Consider the following 12,022-nt stretch of genomic DNA (forward strand, 5'->3'; position numbering starts at 1 on the left):
GCCCATGTGCCAGTTGCTGGGCATGAACGCCAACGTTCCGACCGACGTGATGTTCAGCTTCGCCGGTCTGGCGCAGCGGGCGGTCGAGCATCGGGATGGCTTTGGCATTGCCTTCTTCGAGGGGCGCGGTCTGCGCCATTTCGTGGATGCCGCCAGCGCCCGCGAGTCGCGCTTGGCCGAGTGGATTCAACGCTACCCAATCCGCTCCGAAGTGGTGATCGCCCACATCCGCAAGGCCACCCAGGGGCGTGTGACGCTGGAGAACACCCACCCCTTCCAACGCGAGCTTTGGGGCCGCTACTGGGTGGCGGCGCACAACGGCGATCTGAAGGACTTTCATCCCTGCCTGCACGCGGCCTTCCGGCCCGTGGGCGACACCGATAGCGAGCGCCTGTTCTGCTGGCTGATGCAGGAACTGGCCAAGGCCCATTGCCAGGTGCCCACCATTGCCGAGTTGAGCCTGACCCTGGGCGAATTGCTGCCGCAAGCGGCGCGGCATGGCACCTTGAACCTGCTGCTATCGAACGGCGAGGCGCTGTGGGCCTTCTGCACCACCGACCTCTATTTGCTGGAGCGCCGCCATCCCTTTGGTGCCGCGCATCTGGCGGATGCCGACCTGAGCGTGGACTTCTCCACCCAGACCCAACCCAGCGACCGCGTGGCCCTGCTGGCCACCCAGCCACTGACGGTGGGCGAGCCCTGGCAACGCCTGGCGCCGGGCGAGTTGCTGGTCTTGCAGGGCGGGCAGCGCCTGGCCTGATTCCCGTTCTTGCCATTCACCCGCCGACAGGCCCCATCCATGACAGGCCAGCCGGTATTCGGCCACCTGACCCTGGCAACGCGCCCGCCGCATTTCTAGAGTGCGCCGCATGAACTCATCCACCGTCCCCACCGTCGCCCCCCGTTCCCTGGCCGAAGGCAATCGATTCCAGCGCGCCTACTTCCGCTGGGCCCAGCCCTACTACGCCAAGATGTCCCCCGATGTGCGCGAGCAGGTCGAGGCCATTGACCGGCACCTGTACAGCCGCCAAGGTCTGGGAACCTGGCTGGGGATCGCAGGCGGATTGGGGGGCGCCACCTTGGGCCTGCATGCCAACGGCATGGGCTGGGGCATGGCCTTGCTGCTCAGCCTCCTGGTGGGCTTCGTATTCCTGAGCCTCGTCATCAACCTATGGATGCAACCGGAGAAGATCGCCAAGAGCTTCGGCTCGATCAAGCGGGTCGGATGGATGCTGGCGCTGGGCATGGCGGGTGCCCTGTTCGGTACGGTGTTTGGCTTCTGGGCCAAGCGGGGCCAGTTCGATTGGCTGGCCTATCAAAGCCAGATGACCAACAAGATTGCCAGCTTTCTGCCGGGCGTGGCGGTCGGCATGTTGGGCAGCTTTCTGGTGCTTTGGAGCCTGGCCCAAGTGCGCACCCGGGTGTTGCAACGCCAACGCGATCAAGCCCGGCTGGTGGGCGAGCGCGATGCCGCCACGGCGCAAGCGCGGCAGGCACAGCTGCAGCTGCTGCAGGCACAGATCCAGCCGCACTTCATCTTCAACACCCTGGCGGCCCTGCAGCACTGGGTGGACCGCAGCGATCCTCGCGCGGGGCCGCTGTTGCGGCAAGTCAGCGCCTTCCTGCGCGCAGCCACCGAGATGCTGGGCAAGGACAGCGTCAGCCTGGTCGAGGAACTGGCCCAAGTGGAGCACTACCTCGGCATCATGAAGGCGCGTTGGGGCGAGCGGCTGCGTTTTGAGCTGGGCTGCGCCCCCGAGCTGCACCCCCTGAGTCTGCCACCGGGCCTGGTCCTGACCCTGGTCGAGAACGCCGTCGAGCATGGGCTTTCGCATCAGCTGGATGGCGGGCAGGTCTGGGTTGAGGCGGGCCTGAATGCGGCCGGCCAGGTCCAAATCCAGGTGCGCGATGACGGCGCCGGACTCGCACCTCAGTGGCAGGCCGGCGTGGGCCTGGCCAATGTGCGCGAGCGCCTGCAACACCACTTCGGCCCCGACGCCGATCTCACCCTCCAGCCCCGCGATGGCGGTGGCTGTGTCGCTACCCTGAGCTTTAGCCGATGAACCCGATCACCCCATTCACCGTATTGATTGCCGACGACGAAGAAGCCCCGCGCGAGCAACTCGCCGAGGCCCTGGCCCAAGCCTGGCCCGAGGCGCGCATCGTGGCGCGCTGCCGCCATGGCGCCGACGCCTGGGACCAATGGCTGGAGCACGAACCCGATGTCTGCTTTCTGGACATCCGCATGCCAGGCCTGAGCGGCATTGAAGTGGCGCAGCGCATCGCCGGCCGCAGCGAGGTGGTGTTCGTAACGGCTTTTGGCGACCATGCGCTGGCGGCGTTTGACGCCGGCGCGGTGGACTATGTGCTCAAACCCCTGGAACCGCAGCGCCTGGCGCAGGCTGTGGAGCGGGTGCGCCTTCGCCTGAGTGCCGTGCCTGCCACCCCGCAGCCCCCCCAGAGCTCGGCCATCGACCCGGCCAGCTTGCAACGCCTGCTGGCCAAGCTAGCGCAGGATCTGCAACGCCCGGCCCGGCCCGAGGTGATCCAGGCCTCGGTCGGCAAAGAGATCCGCCTGATCCGTCTGGCCGATGTGGTCTATTTCGAGGCCGACACACGCTATACCCGGGTGGTCTACCGCCACGAGGGGGCGGACGCCGACGCGCTGATCCGCACGCCGCTCAAGGACCTGCTGGCCCAGTTGGACGAGGCGCAGTTCACCCAGATCCACCGTTCGGTCATCGTGCGCAGCGAATGCATCGCCAGTGCCGTGCGCGACGACGCCGGCAATATGCACCTACGCCTGCGCGGGCGCGAAGAGCGGCTGCCGGTATCGCGACAGTTCCAGGGGCTCTTCAAGGCGCAATGAGTTCCGGCTCAGTCCGCCCATGAGGCCCCACGTGCATTGATGCACCGGATTGGGCCACTCGCCCGGTTCGGCTGGGGTGAGTGCCAGCCGCTCACTAGACTGCCGCGTCATGACTACACCCAACCCCCGCCCCTGGTATCTCGACTGGACCCAATGGATCTGCCCGGGGCCGCGCCGTCGCTTCAGCGCGCAAGAGTTGACTCGTGCCGGGGCTCAGCCCTGGCCCAAGGGTATTGATGCCTATGTGGCACTCAACCTGCTCACCCTGCTGGCCATCAACCTGAAGGAGCTGCCACGCCCCTGGGCGCCCTGGGCCCTGCTGGTTCTGGGTGGGTTGTGGGCCTTGAGCATGCAGGCCGCGCGTTGGCTCTGGCGCCAGCCCACACGGCGCAATCTCAATCTGGCGCTGGGGCTGGGTTTGGTGCTCATCGTGGGTGGGCTGCTGGGTCTGCGCGTTCTGCAGGGGCCGCTGAGGAGCCTGCAGGGCGCCGAGCGCCAGGGCCTGTGGGTGCTGGTGCTGCTGGGTGTGGCCTGCGGGGTGATGGCCGCATCAGCGCTGTGGTTTTTGGTGCTCTACCGCGTGCAGCAGATCGAGGCGCGCTTGACGGAGTTGGACGGGCTAGACGCCCAACTAGCCCTGCAGCGCCGCCTGGCCACGGCGCAGATCCACCCGCACTTTGTTTTCAACACCCTGGCCTCGCTGACGCACTGGGTCGAGACCCAGGACCCGCGCGCCGCCCCGCTGCTGCGCGACTTCTCGGCCTATCTGCGCGCCACCCTGCCCTTGTTCGAGCGCGATCAGTTGCCGCTGCGTGAGGAGCTGGAGCTGGTGCGACGCTACCTGGCCATCATGCAAGCCCGCATGGGCGAGCGGCTGCGCTGGCGAATCGTGGACGATGCCGCACTGGATGAACTGCCCCTGCCCCCGGGCAGCCTGCTGACCTTGGTAGAGAACGCCATCACCCACGGCATCGAGCCCAGTCTGCGCGGCGGCGAAATCGAGATTCGCTGCGCGCGTGTGAACGGCGGCGCACAACTCCAGGTGCTGGACAGTGGCCAAGGCCTGCAGCCCACCGACGCAGCGCCCGGCCTCGGCCTGGCCAACACCCGCGAGCGCCTGCTGGCCCTGCACGGGCCGCAAGCCACCCTTTCCTTGAGCGAACGCCCCGAGGGCGGTTGCCTGGCCCTGATGACCCTGCCTTCCCCCCCATGAATCCCTGCAAAGTTCTGATCGCCGACGACGAAGAGGCCCCACGCGAACACCTGCGGCTGCTGTTGGCCAAGGCCTGGCCCGAGGCCCAGCTGGTGGCGGCCTGCGCCAACGGCGTAGACGCCTGGGACGAAGCCCTGGCCCTGGAGCCGGATGTCTGCTTTCTCGATATCCGCATGCCCGGCCTGACCGGCCTGCAGGTGGCGCAGCGCCTCAGCGCATTGCAGAGCCCGCCGCAGATCGTGTTCGTCACCGCCTACAACGACCACGCGCTGGCGGCCTTCGAGGCTGGCGCACTGGACTATCTGGTCAAGCCCCTGGATGGGGAACGCCTTGCGCGCACCATCACCCGGCTGCAGCAACGTCGCCTACAACCCGCCAGCACGCCGGCTAGCGCCCCAGCCGATCTCCAGGCCCTACTGCAGCAATTGCTGCCGCGCCGCAGCGTCATGCGCCCCATCCAGGCCAGCGTGGGCAAGGAGGTGCGCCTGATCGCGCCCGAGGACGTCATCTACTTCGAGAGCGACGCTCGCTACACCCGCGTGGTCACGGCCGACAGCGAAGCCCTGATCCGCACCCCGCTCAAAGAGCTGATCGCCAGCCTGGATCCGGACCTGTTCTGGCAGATCCACCGCTCGGTGCTCGTCAACAGCCGGGCCGTGCAGAGCGCGCTACGCATCGATGAGAACAATATGCAGCTCAGCTTGAAGGGACGCAGCGAGAAGCTGCCGGTGTCGCGGCAGTTCCAGGGGCTCTTCAAGGGGCAATAGATCCTGCCCAAGGGTTTTCCTGATCAAAGGTAGAGCGGACGCCTTAACAAAGCGTTTGCACAATCGGCGGCCCTGGTTGCCTGCGATTACCGGAGATCACAACGATGAAAACCTGTCCCACCCCCCTCTCGTTCCAGGGGCTGCGCCCTCTGGCCATGGGCCTGTCACTGGCCCTGCTGGCCCTCGGGGCCCAAGCCTCGGGTTACCGCTTCGGTACGCAGAGCGCGGCCGCTGAGGGCACCGCCAACTCCAACGGTGCCGAGGGCGCCGATGCCAGCAGCTTGTTCGCCAATCCGGCGGCGCTCACGCGCCTCAAGGGCCTGCAGGTCTCGGGCGTGCTGGACATCATCGACCCCAAGGTGCGCTTCACCGACGCCGGCTCCACGCTGACGGCGCCCGGCACCGGCCTGCAGCCGCGCGCGATTTCCGCCGCGGGTGACACGTCTTCGCCGGCCGACACCGCCTATGTGCCGCATATGTATCTGAGCTATGCGCTCAGCGACCGCATGGTGGCCGGCATGGGCGTGTTCGTGCCCTTCGGCGCCAAGCTGGATTACGGCATGACCTGGGGCGGCCGCTACAACCTCGGGAACGTGGAGCTGAAGTCGATCTCGCTCAACCCCAATCTGGCCTTCAAGATCAGCGACAACCTGTCAGTGGCCGGCGGCCTGAATCTGCAGCATATGGAAGGCAAGCTCAAGCGCGCCGTGCCCTATAGCTCGGCCTATGCCCGCGGCCTGTTGGCAGCGGCTGCGCAGGTCGAGGCGGGCGGCTCGCCGGCTCTGGCCCTGCAGATGCGCCAGATGGCGGCCCAGATCTTTGGCGACCCCCAATATGACGGCTCGGTGGCCATCGAGGGCAAGGACTGGGGCTTTGGCTTCAACCTGGCCCTGCTGTGGGACCTGGACAAGAACACCCGCTTTGGCATGAGCTACCGCTCGGCCGTCAAGCAGGTGCTCAAGGGCACGGGCGACTGGACCCAGCCCACCACGCTGCCGGCCTCGGTGCTGGCCGCCATCACGGCCGCGCCCTACAACGGTCTGTCGGCCCTGGACCACAACGACTCCGCCGCCAGCGTCGCCATCAAGACGCCCGAGTCGCTGTCCATCCACGGCTTCCACCAGCTCACGCCCACGGTGGCCGTGATGGCCGATGCCACCTGGGTCAAGCAGTCGCGCCTGGAGACCCTGCGCATCGACTTCCACAACACCACCCCGGATTCCATCACGCCGGAACACTGGAAGAACACCTGGCGCGTCTCGGCCGGTGTGAACTGGCAGGCGGGCAAGGATGTGATGCTGCGCGCGGGCTTTGCCAATGACCGCTCGCCTGTGCCTTCGCGCACCCGCAGCCCCTCGCTGCCCGATGCGCATCGCCAGACCTTCGCGCTCGGCGCCAATCTGAACCTGGCTCCCGCCACCACCCTGGACCTGGCGCTGACCTACCTGAAGGTAAAGGACGCCGCGATGGACATCGTGGACGACGCCGAAGGCGAGACCCCCTGCAACTGCAGCCTGGCCCATGTGCGCGGCAACTACGCCAGCCGCGCCGTGATCTTCGGCATGCAAATCAATCACAAGTTCTAAGGAGGCCCCGCATGGACCGCCGCAGTTTTCTTCGCCGCAGCACCGCCCAAGCCGGTGCCCTGATTTCCGCCTCCGCCGCCTTCAGCCTGACCGCCTGTGGCGGCGGTGACGCCGGCACGCCAGTGCAACCCACCCCGCCGGCACCGCCGCTGCCGCCGGTGTTCCCCGGCACCAGCACGCCGCTGCCGCAAACGCCGGCCGCCACCGGCGCTTTCAAGTTCCCGCAGTCCGTGGCCTCGGGCGACCCCAAGCCCGATGGCATCGTGCTGTGGTCGCGTGTGGTGCCCGGCAGCGCCGGCGATGTGGCCAGCGTGGCCGACGGCAACTTCAGCGTCAAGCTGCGCATCAGCAGTGACGCCGGCAATGCCGCCGCCATCGGCAGCACCACGGCACTGAGTGGCACCCTGGCCGCCGAGGCCGATGTGCCCGTGTTCGCGTATTACGACCACACCCTGCGCCACCGCATCACCGGTCTGCAGCCCAGCACGGTCTACTACTACCAGTTCACGGCGGGCGACAACCGCTCCAAGGTGGGCCGCTTCAAGACCGCTCCGGCCGCCACGGCCGACAACAGCAATCTGAAGTTCGCCTTCGTGTCCTGCCAGGACTGGAGCGTGAACCACTGGGCCGGCATGACGGCCCTGGCCAACGAGCCGAATCTGGACTTCATCGTCCACCTGGGCGACTACATCTACGAGACCGTGGGTGAGGCCTTCCAGACCGGCGCGGTGGAAGCCACCCACGATGCCCTGGTGCTGCCCAATGGCACGGCCAAGCCGGGCAACGCCAGCGCCAAGTACGCCACCACCACGGCCGACTACCGCTACCTCTACAAGAAGTACCGCACCGACGCCCGCCTGCAGAACCTGCACGAGCGCTATGCCTTTGTCGCGGTGTGGGACGACCACGAGTTCAGCGACGACTGCTGGGGCGACCGCAGCACCTACGACAACGGCACGTTTGACGCCGCCACCGGCACGGCCAACAACACCCAGCAGACCGCGCGCCGCCTGTCGGCCAGCCAGGCCTGGTTCGAGTACATGCCGGCCGACATCGTCTACACCCAGGACCCGGCCCAGGGCTTCGCCAACATCCGCATCTACCGCGATCTGAAGTTCGGACAGCTGATGCACCTGGTGATGACGGACCAGCGCCTCTACCGCGCCGACCACATCATCCCGGAGGCCGCCCCGCTGCCTGGCACCACCACGCCGGTGGGCAGCATCGGTTCACGCTACATGGTGCCCGAGGCCACGCTGACGACCGTCGAGGGCCAGAAGCTCGCCGCTGGCGCGGCCCTGCCCGACCCGCTGGCCCTGGTCAGCGTGCTGGGCGGCACCCAGCGCCAATGGTGGGTGCAGACCCTGGCCAGCTCCACCTCGCTGTGGAAGATCTGGGGCAATGAGGTCTCACTGCTGAAGATGGCGGTGGACGCCTCCAAATTGCCGGGCGTCACCGCGCCCTTCAACACCAAGTTCATCCTGAACGCGGACCAGTGGGACGGCTTCAACAAGGAGCGCCAATTCCTGATGGGCCAGCTGCTGACGCGCGGCATCAAGAACGTGGTGGCCGTCACCGGCGACATCCACGCCTTCTATGCCGGTCAGGTGATGGCCGACTACAACGCCACCACCCCCGTGCCCGCGATGGTGGACCTGGTGACCGCCGGCCTGTCCAGCAACTCCAACTTCAGCTACTTCCTGGAGGCGGCCTCCAGCCCGGCGTTCTCGAAGATCAAACCCCTGGTGGCCACCAGCGAGGCCGAGGCCGAGGGCATTGCCATCCAGATGCTGAGCGCGGCCATTGCGCTGGCCTCGGGGGTGACCAACCTTAGCAACACAGCGGCCATCCAGGCTGCCGTGGGCGCGGCCATTCAGGCCGGCATGGTGCCGGCCGCGGCCTTCGCGCCGACGCCGGGGCTGTCGACCGCGACGGTCAACACCTTTGACGAGACCCAGTCCGGTGCAATGGGCACGGTGGTGTCGGGCGTCATCCTGTCGATGGTGGGTCGCTCCACGGCGGCCACCACGCTGTATGGCCTGATCGCGCAGAAGATCGCCACCGCCATGGGCATTCCGGCGGCTGCGGTGCCCGCCAGCGCGGTGCGCCCCTTCCTGAACCCCTTCGCCAATGCCCAGGGCCAGCCGCCGGCCAACAACAACCCCTGGATCAAGCACGTGGACAGCGATGCCCAGGGCTATGCGGTGGTGAGCCTGAGCAAGACCGAGCTGGTGTGCCAGTTCAAGAAGCTCAACCGCCTGAGCGGCGGGGCTGCCCCGGGCACGCCCGTGGCCAGCACCGTGACGGCCACCGTGCCGGTCAACAGCGCCACGGTGACGATCAGCTGATCAACGCTCTTCCCAAGCAAAACGCCCGGCTTGCCGGGCGTTTTTTTATGCGCTTAAGGGCTTAGATCCAGCCCAGATCGATGGCCCGCAGCACCGCCTGGGTGCGATCGCGCACGCCCATCTTGGCGAAGATGGACGAGCAGTGGTTCTTGATCACACCCTCGCTATTGCCCAGCAGGCCGGCAATCTCGGTGTTGGAGCGGCCGCTGGCCACCAGACGCAGCACCTGTAGTTCCTTAGGGGAAAGCGGTTCGGGGTCGGGCAGGCCCTCAAAGGCGCGCTCGGTGGCGCCGGGGCGGGTGGCGCGTTCGGTCAGGCCCGGGCGCAATGCGGTGCCGCCGGCGGCCACATCGCGCAGGGCCTGGGCCAGGGTGTCGACGCTGATGGCCTTGAGCAAAAAGCCCTTGGCGCCCGCGCCCACCGCCTCGTCAAAGGCCTCGCGGTCATCGAAGGTGGTGAGCAGCAGCACCGGCACGGCCAGCGCGCGGGCGGCCAGGGCACGCAGCAGACCGATACCGTCCAGACGCGGCATGCGCATGTCGCTCAGGATCACATCGGGCATCAGCGTGGGCACCAACTCCAGCGCCTTGGCGCCATCCTCGGCCTCGCCCACCAGCTCGATGTCGCCGCACAGCGCCAGCAGGCCCTTCAGCCCCTCGCGCACCAGTTGTTGGTCCTCGACCAGCAGGACACGGATCGGTTCGCTCATCTTGATTCCCAGCTCCTTCAAAGCTCCATGTGGCGCGGGATGCGCAGTTCCAACTCAAACCCAGGGTGCTGGCGCAGCACCGCCAGGCTGCCCCCCAATTCCTCGACGCGCTCGCGCATGCCGCTCAGGCCATTGCCGGGCTCCAGCTTGGGCGCGCCCACGCCGTCATCGGCCACGCGAACCTGCACCTGCTCGCGCCCTGCATCATCGGCCAGCAGGCGCAGGGTGATGGTGATGCTGCGCGCACGCGCATGGCGCACGCTATTGGTCACCGCCTCTTGCACACAGCGCAGCAGCGCGTGGGCGCAGCGCGGCCCCAGGTTCTGCACCGCCTCGCGCTGCAAATCAAGCGCAATGCGCGGCTGTTCAATGCCAGCGGCCAAGGCCTGCAGCGCGGCCTGTAGGTCAATGCGCGGCTGCTCACGCTGGGCGCTCACGGCGGCGCGCACATCGGCCAGCAGCTGCTGCGCCACCATGCGTGCCTTGCCCAGGGCCGGTGTGGCCCCGGCGGCGTCACCGCGCGCGGCCAAGGCCTCGCCCAACTGCAGCTGCAGGTTCAAGGCCGCCAGATGGTGGCCCATCAGATCGTGCAGCTCGCGCGCAATCACCAGGCGCTCGCTGTAGCGCAATTGCTCATCGTGCAATTGCTCGGCCGACAGGCGCTCGGCCAGCATGGCCTGCAGCCATCGGCGCTTGTCGGCCTGGGCGGCCGTCAGCCGCCCCAAACCGAAGGCCAGTCCGTGCAGGGCCAGCATGGCCATGGCCGTCACCGTCAATCCATAGACCATGCCTTGGTGCAGCTGCTCCATGCGTTGCCCGGCATTGGGCAGCCACAGGTAGTTGGCCAGCGCCAGGCCGACCTGGGCGACGGCAAACAACAAGGCCGGGCGGGCCTGCAGCAGCACCGCCGCCATGGCCGTCACCAAGAAGGGCAATCCTGGTGTGACCGCAAAGGCCAGCGCATCCAACAGCATTAGCCAGCGCAGGGCATGGCGCGGCGGGTTGTCGATGTGCTGGGGCCGCGCCAGACGCCACAACAACCAGCCGAAGGCGCCCAGCAGCAGCAGGGAGAGCAGCAGCGGCGTGGGGTTGCGCGGCGCACCGCCCAGCGCCCCCCAGGCCTGGGCGATCAGGCCGTCATAGGGCTCGGTGTTCGCCCCCGCCAAGGTGGCAAAGGCCGAGCCCAACTCCAGCACGCAGATGGCCAGGGCCGCCACGCGCAGGGCGAGCGCGGGCTCGGTCAGGCGGTCGATCCAGGAACGGCGGGGCGCGGGGCTCACGAAGGGGACAGACGAAGGGGGCAGGCGAAAAGAGCGCGAGGCTAGCGGCTGACGGCGCAGCTGTCTTTCGTCACTGCGCAGGCGACGTGGGGGTAATGAGGCTAGCGCTGGCAATCACACCACCGCCCAGGCAGACCTCGCCGTCATACAGCACCGCGCTCTGACCCGGTGTGACGGCCCATTGGGGTTGCTCGAAGGCCAGCGCGATGCCCTGCTCCGTCGCCGCCAGGGTGCATGCGGCGTCGCCCTGGCGATAGCGGGTCTTGGCGCCATAGGGGCCGGCAGGCGGCGCACTGCCACTGATCCAGCTGCAATCGGCCGCTTCCAGGGCCGGGCTTTGCAGCAAGGCATGCCCATGCCCCTGCACCACCACCAGTCGGTTGCGCTCCAGGTCCTTGCGCGCCACGAACCAGGGTTCGTGCTCGCCCCCGCCCCGCGGTGCGCCCTTTTCTTTCACGCCGCCAATCCCCAGGCCCTGGCGCTGACCCAAGGTGTAGAAGGACAGGCCCACATGCCGGCCCAGCTTGCGGCCACGCTCATCGACGATGTCGCCGGGCTCATGACTCAGATAGCGGTTCAGAAACTCGCGGAAGGGCCGTTCGCCGATGAAGCAGATGCCGGTGCTGTCCTTCTTTTTGGCGTTGGGCAGACCCCACTCGGCGGCCAGCCGGCGCACCTCGGTCTTGGGCAACTCACCCACCGGGAACAAGACCTTGCTGAGCTGGGCTTGCGTCAGGCGATGCAGGAAATAGCTCTGGTCCTTCAATGGATCCAGGCCCTTCAAGAGCTGTGACTCACCCGAAGGCAGAACCCGGCGGCGCGCATAGTGCCCGGTGGCAATGGCATCGGCGCCCAGCCGCATCGCATGGTCGAGAAAGGACTTGAACTTGATCTCGGCGTTGCACAGGATGTCCGGGTTTGGAGTGCGCCCGGCCTGGTACTCGGTCAGGAAGCTGGCGAACACGCGGTCCTTGTACTCGGCGGCGAAATTCACATGCTCGATCTCGATGCCGATCACCTCCGCCACGGCGGCGGCATCCACGAAGTCGACGTTGGACGAGCAGTACTCACTGTCGTCATCGTCTTCCCAGTTCTTCATGAAGATGCCCACCACCTCGTGACCTGCGCGATGAAGCAGGGCGGCCGAGACGGCGGAATCCACGCCACCGGACAGGCCGACGACGATGCGTTGTTTGGGGCTTGCAGACATGGGGCCATTGTCGGCGCGCCGACCTTTCCTGCGCGTCACC

At 67.4% G+C, this 12,022-nt stretch carries 10 protein-coding genes; 7 read left to right on the forward strand and 3 right to left on the reverse strand.

What is annotated here, in order from left to right; all coding sequences use genetic code 11:
- Nucleotides 1–4 precede the first annotated feature (4 nt).
- The 7 genes from FF090_RS17705 to FF090_RS17735 all read left to right on the forward strand — a co-directional run bounded on the left by FF090_RS17705 (nucleotide 5) and on the right by FF090_RS17735 (nucleotide 8,783).
- Nucleotides 5–760, forward strand: coding sequence for a class II glutamine amidotransferase (locus tag FF090_RS17705; protein WP_138857993.1), 756 nt, complete (start codon nucleotides 5–7; stop codon nucleotides 758–760).
- Nucleotides 761–869: 109 nt separating this feature from the next.
- Nucleotides 870–2,063: a sensor histidine kinase gene (locus tag FF090_RS17710; RefSeq protein ID WP_138857994.1), complete on the forward strand. Its 1,194-nt coding sequence runs from the start codon at nucleotides 870–872 to the stop codon at nucleotides 2,061–2,063.
- A complete protein-coding gene (locus tag FF090_RS17715) occupies nucleotides 2,060–2,869 on the forward strand; it encodes a LytR/AlgR family response regulator transcription factor (RefSeq protein ID WP_138857995.1) in 810 nt (269 codons plus the stop codon). The genes FF090_RS17710 and FF090_RS17715 overlap by 4 nt, the downstream gene beginning before the upstream one ends.
- A gap of 109 nt (nucleotides 2,870–2,978) precedes the next feature.
- Nucleotides 2,979–4,082: a sensor histidine kinase gene (locus FF090_RS17720; RefSeq protein ID WP_138857996.1), complete on the forward strand. Its 1,104-nt coding sequence runs from the start codon at nucleotides 2,979–2,981 to the stop codon at nucleotides 4,080–4,082.
- Nucleotides 4,079–4,849 (forward strand): LytR/AlgR family response regulator transcription factor, encoded by a 771-nt coding sequence (locus FF090_RS17725; RefSeq protein ID WP_138857997.1) that lies wholly within the window; start codon nucleotides 4,079–4,081, stop codon nucleotides 4,847–4,849. Before FF090_RS17720 ends, FF090_RS17725 begins: the two co-directional genes overlap by 4 nt.
- A 104-nt stretch (nucleotides 4,850–4,953) precedes the next feature.
- Nucleotides 4,954–6,435: an OmpP1/FadL family transporter gene (locus tag FF090_RS17730; protein WP_138857998.1), complete on the forward strand. Its 1,482-nt coding sequence runs from the start codon at nucleotides 4,954–4,956 to the stop codon at nucleotides 6,433–6,435.
- 11 nt (nucleotides 6,436–6,446) lie between these two features.
- Nucleotides 6,447–8,783, forward strand: coding sequence for an alkaline phosphatase D family protein (locus FF090_RS17735; protein WP_138857999.1), 2,337 nt, complete (start codon nucleotides 6,447–6,449; stop codon nucleotides 8,781–8,783).
- 61 nt (nucleotides 8,784–8,844) lie between these two features.
- Here the strand turns inward: FF090_RS17735 and FF090_RS17740 are convergent, their stop codons facing one another.
- The 3 genes from FF090_RS17740 to mnmA form a co-directional block, all read right to left on the reverse strand.
- Nucleotides 8,845–9,492 carry a response regulator transcription factor gene (locus FF090_RS17740; RefSeq protein WP_138858000.1) on the reverse strand — a complete coding sequence of 216 codons (648 nt, stop codon included), beginning with the start codon at nucleotides 9,490–9,492 and terminating at the stop codon, nucleotides 8,845–8,847.
- Nucleotides 9,493–9,509: 17 nt separating this feature from the next.
- Nucleotides 9,510–10,772, reverse strand: coding sequence for a sensor histidine kinase (locus FF090_RS17745; protein WP_138858001.1), 1,263 nt, complete (start codon nucleotides 10,770–10,772; stop codon nucleotides 9,510–9,512).
- 70 nt (nucleotides 10,773–10,842) lie between these two features.
- Nucleotides 10,843–11,982 carry a tRNA 2-thiouridine(34) synthase MnmA gene (gene mnmA, locus FF090_RS17750; RefSeq protein WP_138858002.1) on the reverse strand — a complete coding sequence of 380 codons (1,140 nt, stop codon included), beginning with the start codon at nucleotides 11,980–11,982 and terminating at the stop codon, nucleotides 10,843–10,845.
- Nucleotides 11,983–12,022 lie beyond the last annotated feature (40 nt).

This window comes from Inhella inkyongensis (assembly GCF_005952805.1).
Classification (GTDB): Bacteria; Pseudomonadota; Gammaproteobacteria; order Burkholderiales; family Burkholderiaceae_C; genus Inhella; species Inhella inkyongensis.